15 protein-coding genes are annotated in these 14967 nt (G+C 63.8%); 12 read left to right on the top strand and 3 right to left on the bottom strand.

The genetic code is table 11. From position 1 onward, the window contains the following. Positions 1 to 36: 36 nt before the first annotated feature. Positions 37 to 1098: an aminopeptidase gene (locus tag OEG79_RS00770; RefSeq protein ID WP_264147002.1), complete on the top strand. Its 1062-nt coding sequence runs from the start codon at positions 37 to 39 to the stop codon at positions 1096 to 1098. 63 nt (positions 1099 to 1161) lie between these two features. Further along, the gene (locus OEG79_RS00765; RefSeq protein ID WP_264147001.1) at positions 1162 to 1392 is read left to right on the top strand and encodes a DUF1161 domain-containing protein; all 231 of its coding nucleotides are present in this window, start codon (positions 1162 to 1164) and stop codon (positions 1390 to 1392) included. A 9-nt stretch (positions 1393 to 1401) separates the two neighbouring features. Here the strand turns inward: OEG79_RS00765 and OEG79_RS00760 are convergent, their stop codons facing one another. Together OEG79_RS00760 and OEG79_RS00755 are read right to left on the bottom strand one after the other, a co-directional pair. Next, positions 1402 to 2055, bottom strand: coding sequence for an HAD family hydrolase (locus OEG79_RS00760; protein ID WP_264147000.1), 654 nt, complete (start codon positions 2053 to 2055; stop codon positions 1402 to 1404). A gap of 149 nt (positions 2056 to 2204) precedes the next feature. Beyond that, positions 2205 to 2750 carry a gamma carbonic anhydrase family protein gene (locus OEG79_RS00755; protein WP_264146999.1) on the bottom strand — a complete coding sequence of 182 codons (546 nt, stop codon included), beginning with the start codon at positions 2748 to 2750 and terminating at the stop codon, positions 2205 to 2207. 133 nt (positions 2751 to 2883) lie between these two features. On the opposite strand from OEG79_RS00755, the gene prlC reads away from it, so the two are divergent. The 3 genes from prlC to OEG79_RS00740 are packed head-to-tail and all read left to right on the top strand — an operon-like array spanning position 2884 to position 6307. After that, positions 2884 to 4932 carry an oligopeptidase A gene (prlC, locus tag OEG79_RS00750; RefSeq protein ID WP_264146998.1) on the top strand — a complete coding sequence of 683 codons (2049 nt, stop codon included), beginning with the start codon at positions 2884 to 2886 and terminating at the stop codon, positions 4930 to 4932. Continuing rightward, positions 4929 to 5216: a YheV family putative zinc ribbon protein gene (locus OEG79_RS00745; RefSeq protein WP_264146997.1), complete on the top strand. Its 288-nt coding sequence runs from the start codon at positions 4929 to 4931 to the stop codon at positions 5214 to 5216. The genes prlC and OEG79_RS00745 overlap by 4 nt, the downstream gene beginning before the upstream one ends. A 26-nt stretch (positions 5217 to 5242) precedes the next feature. Further along, positions 5243 to 6307: a hypothetical protein gene (locus tag OEG79_RS00740; protein WP_264146996.1), complete on the top strand. Its 1065-nt coding sequence runs from the start codon at positions 5243 to 5245 to the stop codon at positions 6305 to 6307. A 23-nt stretch (positions 6308 to 6330) separates the two neighbouring features. On the opposite strand, the gene OEG79_RS00735 is transcribed toward OEG79_RS00740, so the two are convergent. Then, positions 6331 to 7122: an AraC family transcriptional regulator gene (locus OEG79_RS00735; protein WP_264146995.1), complete on the bottom strand. Its 792-nt coding sequence runs from the start codon at positions 7120 to 7122 to the stop codon at positions 6331 to 6333. An 81-nt stretch (positions 7123 to 7203) separates the two neighbouring features. Between OEG79_RS00735 and OEG79_RS00730 the strand changes: the two genes are divergently transcribed. The 7 genes from OEG79_RS00730 to OEG79_RS00700 all read left to right on the top strand — a co-directional run bounded on the left by OEG79_RS00730 (position 7204) and on the right by OEG79_RS00700 (position 14952). Further along, entirely contained in the window at positions 7204 to 8199 is a 996-nt protein-coding gene (locus OEG79_RS00730) for a bile acid:sodium symporter family protein (RefSeq protein WP_264146994.1), read from the top strand. A gap of 211 nt (positions 8200 to 8410) precedes the next feature. Further along, positions 8411 to 9472 carry a PA0069 family radical SAM protein gene (locus OEG79_RS00725; RefSeq protein ID WP_264146993.1) on the top strand — a complete coding sequence of 354 codons (1062 nt, stop codon included), beginning with the start codon at positions 8411 to 8413 and terminating at the stop codon, positions 9470 to 9472. 61 nt (positions 9473 to 9533) lie between these two features. After that, entirely contained in the window at positions 9534 to 10439 is a 906-nt protein-coding gene (locus OEG79_RS00720; protein WP_264146992.1) for an AraC family transcriptional regulator, read from the top strand. Between the two features lie 227 nt (positions 10440 to 10666). After that, positions 10667 to 11977 (top strand): ABC transporter substrate-binding protein, encoded by a 1311-nt coding sequence (locus OEG79_RS00715; RefSeq protein ID WP_264146991.1) that lies wholly within the window; start codon positions 10667 to 10669, stop codon positions 11975 to 11977. A gap of 79 nt (positions 11978 to 12056) precedes the next feature. Next, positions 12057 to 12989 carry a carbohydrate ABC transporter permease gene (locus tag OEG79_RS00710; RefSeq protein ID WP_264146990.1) on the top strand — a complete coding sequence of 311 codons (933 nt, stop codon included), beginning with the start codon at positions 12057 to 12059 and terminating at the stop codon, positions 12987 to 12989. A 10-nt stretch (positions 12990 to 12999) separates the two neighbouring features. Beyond that, positions 13000 to 13833: a carbohydrate ABC transporter permease gene (locus tag OEG79_RS00705; RefSeq protein ID WP_264146989.1), complete on the top strand. Its 834-nt coding sequence runs from the start codon at positions 13000 to 13002 to the stop codon at positions 13831 to 13833. 15 nt (positions 13834 to 13848) lie between these two features. Continuing rightward, positions 13849 to 14952, top strand: a complete 1104-nt coding sequence (locus OEG79_RS00700; protein ID WP_264146988.1) for an ABC transporter ATP-binding protein — start codon at positions 13849 to 13851, stop codon at positions 14950 to 14952. Positions 14953 to 14967 lie beyond the last annotated feature (15 nt).

The following is a 14967-nucleotide window of genomic DNA, read 5'->3' as shown; positions in this document are numbered from 1 at the left end:
CTGGAGACAAGCCACGCGATAGGCTAGCGTGGCGAGATGCCCAACGCCTGCCCTGTCGACCTGCTGCGCCGCTTTGCGGTTCCCCTGCTCGTTCTGCTGCTGGGCGGCTGTTCGACGATGGATTACTACGCCCATCTCGGCCAGGGCCAGTGGCAGTTGCTGAGTGCTCGCCAGCCAATCACACAGCTGCTCGAAGACCCTGCCACCGATGCCGATCTGGCCAGACGCCTGGCGCTGAGCCAGCAGGCGCGGGACTTCGCCAGCACGCAATTGCACCTCCCTGAGAATCGCAGCTACCGGCTGTACGCCGACCTCGGTCGCCCCTTCGTGGTGTGGAACGTGTTCGCCACACCGGAGTTCTCCCTCGACCCGGAACTGCACTGCTTTCCCGTCGCCGGCTGCGTCGCCTATCGCGGCTACTACCAACAGGGCCGAGCACGCGGCGCTGCCGCATTGCTGCGCCAGCAAGGCCTGGATACCTACATCGGCGGCGTGGAGGCCTATTCGACGCTGGGCTGGTTCGACGATCCGCTGCTCAACACCATGCTGCGCTGGAGTGACGAGCGCTTCATCGCGGTGATCTTCCACGAGCTGGCGCACCAGCAGTACTACCTGCCGGGCGATACCGCCTTCAACGAATCCTTCGCCACCTTCGTCGAGCGCGAAGGCCTGCGTCAGTGGCATGCCGCACGCGGGGAAACCGCGCCGGCCGGCGACGACCGCCAGCGCCAGCAGTTCGTCGAACTGGTGCTGGCCAGCCGCGAGCGCCTGCAGCAGCTCTATGCCAGCAACCTGCCGGAGCACGCCATGCGCTCAGCCAAGCAGGCCGAGTTCGAGCGCCTGCGCCGCGACTACCGCACCCTGCGCCAGCGCCAATGGGGCGGCCAGGGCCGCTATGACGCCTGGATCGAAGGCCCGCTGAACAACGCCAAGCTGCTGCCCTTCGGGCTCTACGATCAATGGGTGCCGGCGTTCGCGGCACTGTTCAGGCGGGAGGGAAGTGACTGGCAGGCGTTCTACGCTGCCGTGGCCGCGCTCGGTCGGCTGCCGGAAGCCGATCGCCTGAGCCGGTTGGAAAGCCTGATGCAGGGCAACTAGAACTGCCGGGCAAAATGCCAGTCCAAGCTACTCAGGTTTCGCCCAACACCGGAGGTACAAGCGATGCAACGACTGATTCCCGCCCTGGCCCTGATGCTCCTGGCCGGCGGCGCACTGGCTGCGCCCAAGCCCTGCGAGGAACTCAAGCAGGAAATCGAAGTGAAGATTCAGGCCAACAACGTGCCCAGCTACACCCTGGAAATCGTGCCCACCGACGAAGTTCAGGATCAGAGCATGGTCGTCGGCAGCTGCGACGGCGGCACCAGGAAGATCATCTATCAGCGCAACGACTGATACACCGCACTAGACGCCGGGCAGAAATGCCCGGCGCATCTCCTCCAGCGTCTCGAAATGAAAGGCCGGCGCCTCGCCGAGCAATTCCTCGCGGCTACCGAAACCGTAACCCACCGCTACCGCCTGCATGCCATTGCTGCGTGCGCCGATCAGGTCGTGCTTGCGATCGCCGATCATCAGCGCCGAATCCGGCTGCAATTTCTCCGACTCCAGCAGATGCGCCAGCAGCTCCACCTTGTTGGTACGGGTGCCGTCCAGCTCGCTGCCATAGATGCGCTTGAAGTAGCGGTTGAAACCGAAGTGCCGGGCGATTTCCTCGGCAAATACCGTCGGTTTGCTGGTCGCGATATACAGCGTACGCCCCTGCGCCACCAGCGCCCCGAGCAGCGCCTCGACACCCTCGAACACGCGATTCTCGTACAGGCCGGTTACCCGGAAGCGCTCGCGATAATGATTGACCGCCTGCCAGCCGGTAGCCTCGTCCAGCGCATAGGTCGCCATGAAACACTGCAGCAGCGGCGGGCCAATGAAATGCTCCAGCGCGGTCAGATCGGGCTCATCGATGCCCAGCTTGGCCAGCGCATACTGCACCGAACGGGTGATGCCCTCACGCGGGTCGGTGAGTGTGCCGTCGAGGTCGAAGAGAATGACGCTATGGTGCATAGCAGGAGCCCGTGGTTGAACACAACGGGGACGAAGGATACCCCTCCTGGCCGGCAGCTTCACGGCCGATGCGACAGAGGCCGGCCGTAACTGGCGCAGCGGCTTCGCCCCAGAATTGAAAAAGGCGCCATCAAGCCCCTTGCTGACAGTCAGACGTCGGCATAGCCCTCGACCAGATGCAGATCCTTGAGTTTCACGTAGTTGCCGGCCGTGTAGCTGAAGAAGCTGCGCTCCTTGTCGGTCAGTGCCCGTGCCTGTTTTACCGGGCTGCCGACGTACAGGTAGCCACTTTCCAGGCGCTTGCCCGGCGGCACCAGGGAGCCGGCGCCGATGATCACCTCGTCCTCGACCACCGCGCCGTCCATGACGATGCTGCCCATGCCGACCAGGATGCGGTTGCCCAGGGTGCAGCCGTGCAGGGTGACCTTGTGCCCGACGGTAACATCGTCACCGATGATCAGCGGATAGCCTTCCGGGTTGAAGGGTCCGGCGTGGGTGATGTGCAGCACGCTGCCGTCCTGCACGCTGGTGCGCGCGCCGATGCGGATGCGGTGCATGTCGCCGCGGATCACGGTCATCGGCCAGACCGAGCTGTCATCACCCAGTACCACGTCGCCGATGACCACTGCGGAGGCGTCAACGAAGGCACGCGCGCCCAATTGAGGGCGGTGTTGCTGGTAACTGCGAATGGCCACGATAGAGACTCCTGAGCTGCGGGAAAACTTGATTGTAATTAAGATGGCCCCCATGTCGGTTGTTATCGCGCCGGGATCGTTTGTGCCGATCCGGCGTCTCAGCCCAATCTCCCTTCGTTACAGGTGCCTCGTCGTGACCGCGAACAACCCCCTGCTGCAAGACTTCGATCTGCCGCCCTACTCGCAGATCAAACCGGAACACGTTGAGCCCGCCGTCGACCAGATCCTCGCGGACAGCCGCGCCGCCATCGCCGAGCTGCTCGAGCAGCAGCAGGCCAATCCGAGCTGGGACGGCCTGGTGCTGGCACTGGACGAACTGGGCGCGCGCCTGGGCCGTGCCTGGAGCCCGGTCAGCCACCTCAACGCCGTGTGCAACAGCCCCGAGCTGCGCGCCGCCTACGAGGCCTGCCTGCCCAAGCTGTCGGAATACTGGACCGAAATGGGCCAGAACAAGCCGCTGTTCGAGGCCTATGACCAACTGGCCAAGAGCCCGGCGGCCGCCGATTTCGACGTGGCGCAGAAGACCATTCTCGAACACGCGCTGCGCGATTTCCGTCTCTCCGGCATCGATCTGCCGACCGAGCAGCAGAAGCGCTACGGCGAGATCCAGATGCGCCTGTCGGAGCTGACCAGCAAGTTTTCCAACCAGCTGCTCGACGCCACCCAGGCCTGGACCAGGCACATCAGCGACGAAGCGCGCCTGGCCGGCCTGACCGACTCGGCCAAGGCGCAGATGAAGCAGGCGGCCGAGGCCAAGGGCCTGGACGGCTGGCTGATCACCCTGGAATTCCCCAGCTACTACGCGGTGATGACCTACGCCGACGACCGCGCCCTGCGTGAAGAGGTCTACGCCGCCTACTGCACCCGCGCCTCCGACCAGGGGCCGAACGCCGGACAGAACGACAACGGCCCGCTGATGGCCGAAATCCTCGACCTGCGCCAGGAGCTGGCGCGCCTGCTCGGTTTCGCCAACTACAGCGAGCTGAGCCTGGCCAGCAAGATGGCCGAAAGCACCGATCAGGTGCTGAGCTTCCTGCGCGACCTCGCCGTGCGCAGCAAACCCTTCGCCGAGCAGGACCTGGCCGAGCTGAAAGCCTTTGCCGCCGAGCAGGGCCTGGATGACCTGCAAAGTTGGGATGTCGGCTACTACAGCGAGAAACTGCGTCAGCAGCGCTACAGCATTTCCCAGGAAGAGGTTCGCGCCTGGTTCCCCATCGACAAGGTACTGACCGGCCTGTTCGCCATCGTGCAGAAGCTCTATGGCATCGAGATTCGCGAGCTGAAGGACTTCGACACCTGGCACCCGGACGTACGCCTGTTCGAGATTCAGGAGAACGGCCAGCACGTCGGCCGCTTCTTCTTCGACCTCTACGCCCGCGCCAACAAGCGCGGCGGCGCCTGGATGGACGGCGCGCGCGACAAGCGCCGCGACGTTCAGGGCAAGCTGATCGCCCCGGTAGCCAACCTGGTGTGCAACTTCACCCCGCCGGTAGGCGGCAAGCCGGCGCTGCTCACCCACGACGAGGTCACCACCCTGTTCCACGAGTTCGGCCATGGTCTGCATCACCTGCTGACCCGCGTCGAGCACGCCGGCGCCTCCGGCATCAACGGTGTGGCCTGGGACGCCGTCGAGCTGCCCAGCCAGTTCATGGAGAACTGGTGCTGGGAGCCGGAAGGCCTGGCGCTGATCTCCGGTCACTACGAGACGGGCGAAGCGCTGCCGCAGGCCATGCTGGACAAGATGCTGGCCGCGAAGAACTTCCAGTCCGGCCTGATGATGGTGCGCCAGCTGGAATTCTCCCTGTTCGACTTCGAACTGCATGCCACCCACGGCGACGGCCGCAGTGTGCTGGATGTGCTCGAAAGCGTGCGCGACGAGGTCTCGGTGCTGCGCCCGCCAGCCTACAACCGCTTCGCCAACGGCTTCGCGCATATCTTCGCCGGTGGCTATGCGGCCGGTTACTACAGCTACAAATGGGCCGAGGTGCTGAGCGCCGATGCCTTCTCGAAATTCGAGGAAGAAGGCGTGTTCAACGCCGACACCGGCCGCGCGTTCCGCGAGGCCATCCTCGCCCGCGGCGGCTCGCAGGAGCCGATGATGCTGTTCGTAGACTTCCGTGGTCGTGAGCCGAGCATCGACGCCCTGTTACGCCACCTCGGCCTGAGTCAGGAGGCAGCATGAGCGATGATCCTGTGAACAGCACACCGAAACGCTTCATCGCCGGCGCCGTATGCCCGGCGTGCAGCGAAACCGACAGCATCAAGATGTGGAACGTCGACGGCGTGCCGCACCGCGAATGCGTCAAGTGTGGCTATGCCGACACCCTCGACGCACGCGGCAACTCGGTGCCCAGGGAGCTGCCGACACGGGTCAACGTCAGCGGCCTTAAACCCAAGGCCGCCAATCCCAATGTGCAGGCGGTACAGTTCTTCCCCAATCCCAAGCTGAAAAAACCCAGCGAATAACCCCACTTCTGGCCATGGAGGGCCGTATGCGTTTTCTTTCCCTGTTGCTGCTCAGCGCCGCATTGCCGGTGGCAGCCGAGTTGCGCGTCGAAAACCTGGAAGCCAAACGCAGCGAATGGGAGACGTATCGCTTCCCCCTGTTCAAGGGCGACAGCGCTGCCATCGGGCGTATCAATACCTACCTGCACGCGGTCGTACTGAACGGCCTGCCAGGACGCTTCGAGCGTTCACCGTTCGAACGCATCTGGCCCAAGGACGGCGAAATCCGGGGGACCAACAACATCGACTACATGATCGATGGCCGGGGGCCTGGCTACCTGTCCCTGAGCGTGACCGGCGAGTACACAGGCGCCTATACCAGTACCGGCACCTTTACCTACCCGTTCGACCTGAGCAGCGGCCGTCCCATCGCTCTCGAACAGTTGTTCACGGCGGCCGGCCTGCAACGGCTGGGCGAAAGCGTGGGCCTTGAGCGCGGCAAGCGCATCGAGGCATTTCTTGCCGAACTACCACCTCCGGTCGACGCCACGGCCGAGCTGGACGAACACGACGAGCGCCTCGAAACTCAGCGCGAGATGTACAAGGATTGCCTGCCCCGACGGCACAGCGCCGACCTGCAGTACAACCGCGTGGAATTGCGCGGCAATGCTCTCGCCCTGATTGCCGAGGGCTGCGCGGCACACGTCGTGCGTGCCCTGGACGATCTCGGCGAATACCGCAACGCCATCCCCTATGCGCAACTGGCCTATGATTTCAGCCCCTACGGCCGCTGCCTGCTGCTGGAACAACGCAGCGACTGCCAGTACCCAGCCGATCTGCGCGCCGGTGGCGCCTATCACGGCAAGATCGATAGCCGCTATGCCATCAGCCTGGTACTCGGGGGCAACGTCTATGCCTCCAGCAGCTACTTCTACGACCGATACGCCCGGCAAATCGAACTGAGCGCGCAGAACGTCAGCGCCGACCGGGTGCGCCTGCTCGAAGGCGGCGACACTCCGGCCGTTTTCGACCTGCACCTGCAGCCAGACGGCTCGCTGATCGGCACCTGGCAACAGGAAGGCGGCAAGGCGCTGGCCGTGGAACTTCGCTGACCCGCTCAGTCCACGGTTGCACGCTACTCGCGAAAGAACTCCCCGGGCGTTGCGCCGAACTGGCGACGAAAGGCGGCGATAAAGGCCGATAGCGAGTCATAGCCGCATGCCAGCGCCACATCGGTGACACGCTCGCCCTGCTCCAGTGGCGTCAGCGCATCGAGCAGGCGCTGGCGCTGGCGCCAGGCACGAAAGCTCAAGCCCGTCTCGCGCAGGAACAGCCGACTCAGGGTCTTTTCCGAAACGCCCAGGCGCTGGCCCCATTCACCCAGGCCGAGCTGGCGCAGGTTGGCATCCTCCAGCCCCCGGCACACCTCGCGCAGCCGCGCGTCCTGCGGCAGCGGCAGCACCAGCGCCACTTCCGGCGCGGCGCGCAGTTCATCCAGCAGCACCGTCGCCAATCTGCCCGGCGCGCCCTGCTCGTCGTACTCGGCTGGCAGATCGCTGAAGCGGCGGATCAGCTCGCGCAGCAATGGACTGACCGCCAGCACCCGACATGCATCCGGCCCCCAGGCTACCGCGCTGCCATCGATGTACAGGCTGCGCATCTCGGTGCGCGGCGAGCTGAATACGCGGTGCTCGACGCCAGCCGGCACCCATACCGCACGCTGCGGCGGGGCGACGAAACGCGCACCGGCGGTCTGCACCTCGAGCACTCCGGCAATGGCATAGGACAACTGCACCCAGGGATGGGTGTGGCGAAAGGTCAGCGCGCGGTTGGTCAGCGACTCGACGCGGCCGTAGAGCGGCCTGGGCAGGCTCGCCAGTTCGGGCAGGCTGCGGTAGACCGTGGCGGGATGTCTGTTTGGCGACACTTGCTGGCTCTTTGGCGTTAGCCGGAAATCTTTGCTGACGATAGCCTGGCGCCTTCCCGTACCGCAAGCCCGAGATTCGCCATGTTTCTGCGCCGCCTGTTGCCCGATGCCTTCACCATGACCCTGATCGCCGTGGTACTCGCCGCCACGCTGCTGCCTGCCAGCGGCCAGATCGCGACGATCTTCGAGTGGATCACCAATCTGGCCATCGCCCTGCTGTTTTTCATGCACGGCGCCAAGCTGTCACGCCAGGCGATCCTCGCCGGCGCTGGGCACTGGCGCCTGCACCTGCTGGTATTCGCTTGCACCTTCATTCTCTTCCCTCTGCTCGGCCTGGCGCTCAAGCCGGCGCTGGAGCCATTGCTGGGCAAGGAGCTGTATCTGGGCATGCTCTACCTGTGCGCCCTGCCGGCCACGGTGCAGTCGGCCATCGCCTTCACCTCGCTGGCACGCGGCAACATCCCGGCAGCGATCTGCAGCGCGGCGGCCTCCAGCCTGCTCGGCATCTTCGTCACCCCGCTGCTGGTGGCCTTGCTGATGGGCGTGCACGGCGACAATGGTTCGACCCTCGATGCCATCGGCAAGATCAGCCTGCAGCTGCTGTTGCCGTTCGTTCTTGGCCAGATCGCCCAGCGCTGGATCGGCGGCTGGGTCAACAGGAACAAGAGCTGGCTGAAATACGTCGATCAGAGTTCGATCCTGCTGGTGGTCTACACCGCCTTCAGCGCCGCAGTGATTGGCGGTCTGTGGCAGCAGGTGCCGATGACCACCCTGCTGCTGGTGATTGCTGCCTGCTGCGTGTTGCTGACCCTCACACTGCTGTCCACTCACCTGCTCGGCAAGTGGCTGGGTTTCAATCTGGAAGACCGTATCACCATCATCTTCTGCGGCTCGAAGAAGAGCCTGGCCACCGGCGTGCCCATGGCCCAGGTGCTGTTCGCCGGCGGCGCCATCGGCGTACTGATCCTGCCGCTGATGCTGTTCCATCAGATTCAGCTGATGGTCTGCGCGGTGCTGGCGCAGCGTTATTCGCGTCGCCCGGAGGCCGAGGTGATCAGCGGCCAGACGGTTTCCTGAGCAGGCCCGCAAACCTGATAGGCGCGGCCCACGGCGCCGCGCCTGCTGCCTGGAAGGCCCGTTAGGGGACTGACAGCTAGCAACAGGTGCTGCAGACGGGCTTGCCTTCATGCCCCCACCCGTCGGCGACGGCGACTGAATGACATCCGGCACTGGCGCACTCCAGACAATCCATATACTGTTCATACATACAGTATTTTGGACCAATGCCATGCCTGCCCCCATTCCTCCACGCGGCCGCGGCACCGCCAGCAACCCGCACAACCGTTTCGCCCCGACCCGGTCGCAGCAGGAAGACGACGGCTGGTACCAGGACGCAACGCCGCTGAGCCGCGCTACCGAAGTACGCAGGGAAAAGGCGAAAACGGCGATCACTCGCAACAGCTCGCCGGATGTCGGCTTCGACCGCTCGGTGAACCCCTACCGGGGTTGCGAACACGGCTGCATCTACTGTTTTGCCAGACCGTCTCATGCGTATTGGGACCTGTCGCCGGGCATCGACTTCGAAACCCGCCTGATCGCCAAGACCAATCTGGCCGAGCGCCTCGAAGAGCAGTTGCAGAAACCCGGTTACGTGCCGCAGCCGATCGCCCTGGGCATCAATACCGATGCCTATCAGCCGATCGAGCGCGAGCTGCGCCTGACCCGTCAGGCTCTGGAAATCCTGCTGCGTTACAAGCACCCGCTGCACATCATCACCAAGGGCTCGCTGATCCTGCGTGACCTCGATCTGCTCGGCGAACTGGCCAGCCATAACCTGGTCAGCGTGGCGTTCAGCCTGACCACTCTGGACGACGAGCTGAAACGCATCATGGAACCGCGCACCGCCGCGCCCGCCGCACGCCTGCGTGCCATGCGCACGCTGCATGAGGCCGGCGTACCGGTGAGCGTGATGTGCGCGCCGATGATTCCGATGATCAACGATATGGAGCTCGAACAGCTGCTCGAAGCCGCACGCGACGCCGGCGCGCGTTCAGCGGGTTACGTGCTGTTGCGCCTGCCGCTGGAAATCGCCGATCTGTTCGAAGAGTGGCTGCGAGTGCATTTTCCCGAGCGTGCCGAACACGTGATGAGCCTGATCCGCCAGAGCCGCGGCGGCAAGAACTACGACAGCCGCTTTGGCAGCCGCATGCGTGGCGAGGGCCAGTTCGCCGATCTGCTGCAGCAGCGTTTCCGTCTGGCGCGGCGCAAGCTCGGTCTGGACCGCCGCGACAGCTTCGCCCTGGACTGCTCGCAGTTCTGCCCGCCCGGTGCGCAATTGAGCCTGCTCTGACTTGGCATCGCGTCTCGATATGTTAAAACGTGACCCATCGAGGCATTGACCGGCGCAGCCCATGACCCGTACATCCCGCGTAGCCGACCCGTCCTACGAGCTGATGGACGACCATGAAGGCCATTCACTGATCTATCGTCAGCATGGCTTTCCCTCGCCGCTGGTGCGCTGGCACTTTCACAAGGAATACGAGCTGCACCTGATCGTTGCCAGTTCCGGCAAGGTTTTCATCGGCGACTACATCGGCAATTTCTCCCCCTATACCCTGTTCCTCACCGGCCCGGGACTTCCACACAACTGGATCAGCCAGGTCGAGGAAGGCGAGGTGGTGGAAACCCGCGACATGCTGGTCAACTTCACCGACGAGGTGCTGGAAAGCGGCACAGCGGTGTTCGCCGAACTCAAGACATTGCAACCCCTGCTGGCCCGTGCGCAATTCGGCATCGAGTTCCGCGATCCACAGCTGATTCGCGAAGCCGGTGTGCTGATGGGCAGAATCGCCAGCAGCCGCGGCATCACTCGCCTGGGCCACTTCTTCATTCTCATGGAGTTGCTCGCGGGCAGCGATGACTACCAGTTGCTCTCGGCCGTGACCTCTTCGGAGTTGGCCGACGAACAGCATGTCGAGCGCATCAACCGAGCGGTGGACTACATCTTCCAGCACTACGCCCACGGCATCTGTCAGGAAGAAGTCGCCGAGCATCTGGGCATGACCACCACCTACTTTTCACGCTTCTTCAAGCAGGCTACCGGGCGGGGCTTCGTCGAGTTCGTCAATCGTCTGCGCGTGAGCAAATCCTGCGAGCTGCTGAGCAAGAGCGACAAGCCGGTGACCGATGTGTGCTTCGAGTCCGGCTTCAGCAACATTTCAAACTTCAACCGCCGTTTCCAGCAGCTCAAGGGCATGACGCCCTCGGGCTATCGCAAGCTCGTGGTCCAGCGGCTGACCGAGCAAAACCTGTACTGAATCTGCTGCACCACTCCCCATCAATATCCTCCGCATCCCTTACGCCAGGCCATTTCCCTGGCAGTCTGGCGTGTTTCTACTCGTCAGAGGCGTGCAAAAAAGTATCGACCCGTGTGCACTCAAGGATTTGTCCACTCGCGCCTGTGGGGGTGTAATCCGGCCCGAGCGAAACAAAAACAATAACGTTCTTCCGTTGCCGCACCGGCGCGGGAGAGGAGTTCACAAGCATGAACAACTCGATCAAAGCACTCGTCGCAGCCTCCTGCCTGTCCCTCGCAGTGGTCGCCCAGGGCGCCGAAACCCTCACCATCGCCACGGTCAACAACAGCGACATGATCCGCATGCAGCGGCTCGCCAAGACCTTCGAAGAACAGAACCCCGACATCCGCCTGAAGTGGGTGGTACTCGAGGAAAACGTACTGCGTCAGCGCCTGACCACCGATATCGCCACCCAGGGCGGCCAGTTCGACGTGCTCACCATCGGCATGTACGAAGCGGCGCTATGGGGTGAGAAAGGCTGGCTGGAACCGATGACCGAGTTGCCGGCCGACTACGACCTCGACGATGTCTTCCCGTCGGTACGCGAAGGCCTGTCCGCCAAGGGCACGCTGTACGCCCTGCCGTTCTATGCCGAAGCCTCGATCACCTATTACCGCAAGGATCTGTTCGAACAGGCAGGTCTGAGCATGCCCGAACAACCCACCTGGGAGCAGATGGCCGAATTTGCCGGCAAACTGCATCAGCCGGACAAGGGCGTGTACGGCCTGTGCCTGCGCGGCAAGGCTGGCTGGGGCGAGAACATGGCGCTGATCACCACCCTGGCCAACGCCCATGGTGCACGCTGGTTCGACGAACAGTGGCAGCCTGAATTCACTGGCGAGGAATGGACGAACGCGCTGAACTTCTACGTCGACAACATGAAGAAGTACGGTCCGCCCGGCGCCTCGAGCAACGGCTTCAACGAAAACCTGGCGCTGTTCAACAGCGGCAAGTGCGCGCAGTGGGTCGATGCCAGCGTGGCCGGCTCGTTCGTCACCGACAAGTCGCAGAGCAAGGTCGCCGATGCGGTCGGCTTCACCTTCGCCCCCACTCAGGCCACCGACAAGGGTGCTTCGTGGCTGTATTCCTGGGCGCTGGCAATCCCCACCAGCTCCAAGTCCAAGGATGCCGCCAAGACCTTCAGCGCCTGGGCCACTTCCAGGGCCTATGCCGAGCTGGTCGCCGAGACGGATGGCGTCGCCAACGTACCTCCAGGCACTCGCGCCTCGACCTACAGCGATGCCTACATGCAGGCCGCGCCGTTCGCCAAGGTCACCCTGGATTCGCTCAAGAAGGCCGACCCCGCCAACCCCAGCGCCAAGCCGGTGCCTTACGTGGGGATTCAGTTGGTGACCATTCCCGAGTTCCAGGCCATCGGCACCAGCGTCGGCAAGCTGTTCACTGCCGCGCTGACCGGCCAGATGCAGCCCGAGCAGGCCCTGCAGGCCGCACAGCAGAGCACCTCGCGGGAAATGAAGCGCGCCGGCTATCCGAAGTAGCGGCACTGTGCTCGTTCCCGTGCGGCGCACGGGAACCGGCAACTCGGCTTACATCCCTCATTCCGTCCTCGGAGGCATGATGAACACTCAGGCCATCGACACCCCTGTTGCACAGGTTGCCACGCCAGGCGGGCGCAAACCGCGGCGCCTGGCGCCCGGCTGGTTTCTGGTCAGCCCTTCGGTCGCCCTGCTGCTGATCTGGATGATCGTACCGCTGGGCATGACCCTGTACTTCTCGCTGATCCGCTACAACCTGCTCTACCCCGGCGAGAACGATTTCGTCGGTCTGGAGAACTTCGAGTATTTCGTCACCGACGCCGCCTTCCTCTCCGGGGCCGGCAATACTCTGCTGCTGGTGGGCAGCGTGCTGCTGATCAGCGTGGTCTTCGGCGTATTGATCTCCGCCCTGCTGGAGGCCGGCGAATTCTTCGGTCGCGGCATCGTGCGGGTGCTGCTGATCTCGCCGTTCTTCATCATGCCCACGGTCAGCGCGCTGCTGTGGAAGAACCTGATCTTCCATCCGGTCTCAGGGATTCTCGCTGCCATCTGGCAGTTCTTCGGCGCCCAGCCGGTGGACTGGCTGGCGCATCACCCGCTGTTCTCGATCATCATGATCGTGTCATGGCAATGGCTGCCGTTCGCCATCCTGATCCTGATGACCGCCATGCAGTCGCTGGATCAGGAGCAGAAGGAAGCCGCGCGTCTCGATGGTGCCGGGCCCATCGCCATCTTCTGGCACCTGACCCTGCCACACCTGGCCCGGCCGATTGCCGTGGTGGTAATGATCGAAACGATCTTCCTGCTCTCGGTGTTCGCCGAAATCTACACCACCACCAGCGGCGGCCCTGGCTACGAGTCCACCAACCTCGCCTACCTGATCTACAACCAGGCGTTGCTGCAGTTCGATGTCGGCATGGCTTCGGCAGGCGGCCTGATCGCGGTGGTCATCGCCAATATCGCTGCCATTGTGCTGATCCGCATGATCGGCAAGAACCTGACCGACAAGCAGTGAGGGCACCGAGATGCTGACACTGAAACAATCCCGTCGCCTGCAGAGCCTGCTCATCGGCGCCCTGGCCTGGGCGATTGCCGCGGTGATTTTCTTCCCGATCCTCTGGATGGTGCTGACCAGCCTGAAGACCGAGATCGACGCCTTCGCCACGCCACCCCAGTTCATCTTCACCCCGACGCTGGAGAACTACCTGCACATCAACGAGCGCAGCGACTACTTCGCCTTCGCCTGGAACTCGGTGCTGATCTCCGTCTCCGCGACGCTGCTGTGCATGTGCCTGGCCGTACCGGCCGCCTACTCCATGGCCTTCTTCGAAACCCGCCACACCAAGCGCACCTTGCTGTGGATGCTGTCGACCAAGATGCTGCCCCCGGTCGGCGTACTGGTGCCGATCTACCTGCTGGCCAAGCAGTTCGGCCTGCTCGATTCACGCCTGGCGCTGATCACCATCTACACCCTGATCAACCTGCCGATCATCGTGTGGATGGTTTACACCTACTTCAAGGACATCCCCGTCGACATCCTCGAAGCAGCGCGCCTGGATGGCGCAACCACCTGGCAGGAGATCGTACGCGTGCTGTTGCCGATCGCCCGCGGCGGCCTGGCGTCGACCATGTTGCTGTCGCTGATCCTGTGCTGGAACGAAGCGTTCTGGTCACTCAACCTGACCAGCTCCGCCGCCGCCCCACTGACCGCCCTGGTGGCCTCCTACTCGAGCCCCGAGGGCCTGTTCTGGGCCAAGCTCTCCGCCGTCTCGACCCTGGCCTGCGCGCCCATCCTGATCTTTGGCTGGATCAGCCAGAAACAACTTGTACGCGGCCTGTCCTTCGGCGCGGTGAAATAACGGGAGACCTTCCACATGGCTGATCTGAAGATCCGCAATCTGCAAAAAGGCTTCGACGGTACTGCAATCATCAAGGGCGTCGACCTGGACATCCGCGATCGTGAATTCGTGGTCTTCGTCGGTCCCTCGGGCTGTGGCAAATCCACCCTGCTGCGCCTGATCGCCGGGCTCGAAGAGGTCAGCAGCGGGCATATCGAACTCGATGGCCAGGACATCACCGACATGGCGCCGGCACGTCGCGACCTGGCGATGGTGTTTCAGACGTACGCGCTGTACCCGCACATGACCGTGCGCAAGAACCTGTCCTTCGCCCTCGACCTGGCCCGCGTGGGCAAACGGGAGATCGAGGCCAAGGTAGCCGACGCAGCGCGCATCCTGCAGCTGGACGCGCTGCTCGAACGCAAGCCCAAGCAGCTCTCCGGCGGCCAGCGCCAGCGCGTGGCCATCGGCCGCGCCATCGTGCGCAACCCGAAGATCTTCCTGTTCGACGAGCCGCTGTCCAACCTCGACGCAGCCCTGCGCGTGCAGACCCGTCTGGAACTGGCACGACTGCACAAGGACCTGCAAGCCACCATGATCTACGTGACCCACGACCAGGTCGAAGCCATGACCCTGGCCGACAAGGTGGTGGTACTCAACGGCGGACGCGTCGAGCAGGTCGGTTCACCGCTGGAGCTGTACCACCACCCGGCCAACCTGTTCGTCGCCGGCTTCCTCGGCACGCCGAAAATGGGTTTCCTGCGCGGCATCCTGAACAAGGTCGGGGCCGACCACTACACGGTGCATCTGGAGTGCGGCACGCACCTGGAACTGCCGTTGTCCGCCGCCGGCCTCGGCGTCGGCAGCAACGTAACCCTCGGCGTGCGCCCGGAACACCTCAACGTGGTAAGCGCCGGCAACGGTCGCATGCAGGTCACCGCCGACGTCAGCGAGCGCCTGGGCAGCGATACCTTCTGTCACGTGCGCTGTGCCTCGGGCGAGATGCTCACGGTGCGCGTACGCGGTGACTTCGCACCGCGCTATGGCGATGCCCTGACGCTGGATTTCGACACCGCGCATTGCCACCTCTTCGACGCCGACGGCCAGGCCGTCGCCAAACCTCTGCAGCAGGCCGCCTGACGCCGCTCGATCACG

It is taken from the genome of Pseudomonas sp. Z8(2022) (genome assembly GCF_025837155.1).
GTDB lineage: Bacteria > Pseudomonadota > Gammaproteobacteria > Pseudomonadales > Pseudomonadaceae > Aquipseudomonas.
Note: the sequence above shows the minus strand (reverse complement) of the source record. Positions and strands in the feature narration are given on the sequence as shown.

Bases quoted from the DNA above. Each gene is read 5' to 3' on its own strand.
- OEG79_RS00770 (WP_264147002.1), top strand. From the start codon at position 37: ATGCCCAACGCCTGCCCTGTCGACCTGCTGCGCCGCTTTGCGGTTCCC.
- OEG79_RS00765 (WP_264147001.1), top strand. From the start codon at position 1,162: ATGCAACGACTGATTCCCGCCCTGGCCCTGATGCTCCTGGCCGGCGGC.
- OEG79_RS00760 (WP_264147000.1), bottom strand. From the start codon at position 2,055: ATGCACCATAGCGTCATTCTCTTCGACCTCGACGGCACACTCACCGAC.
- OEG79_RS00745 (WP_264146997.1), top strand. From the start codon at position 4,929: ATGAGCGATGATCCTGTGAACAGCACACCGAAACGCTTCATCGCCGGC.
- OEG79_RS00740 (WP_264146996.1), top strand. From the start codon at position 5,243: ATGCGTTTTCTTTCCCTGTTGCTGCTCAGCGCCGCATTGCCGGTGGCA.
- OEG79_RS00730 (WP_264146994.1), top strand. From the start codon at position 7,204: ATGTTTCTGCGCCGCCTGTTGCCCGATGCCTTCACCATGACCCTGATC.
- OEG79_RS00725 (WP_264146993.1), top strand. From the start codon at position 8,411: ATGCCTGCCCCCATTCCTCCACGCGGCCGCGGCACCGCCAGCAACCCG.
- OEG79_RS00720 (WP_264146992.1), top strand. From the start codon at position 9,534: ATGACCCGTACATCCCGCGTAGCCGACCCGTCCTACGAGCTGATGGAC.
- OEG79_RS00715 (WP_264146991.1), top strand. From the start codon at position 10,667: ATGAACAACTCGATCAAAGCACTCGTCGCAGCCTCCTGCCTGTCCCTC.
- OEG79_RS00710 (WP_264146990.1), top strand. From the start codon at position 12,057: ATGAACACTCAGGCCATCGACACCCCTGTTGCACAGGTTGCCACGCCA.
- OEG79_RS00705 (WP_264146989.1), top strand. From the start codon at position 13,000: ATGCTGACACTGAAACAATCCCGTCGCCTGCAGAGCCTGCTCATCGGC.
- OEG79_RS00700 (WP_264146988.1), top strand. From the start codon at position 13,849: ATGGCTGATCTGAAGATCCGCAATCTGCAAAAAGGCTTCGACGGTACT.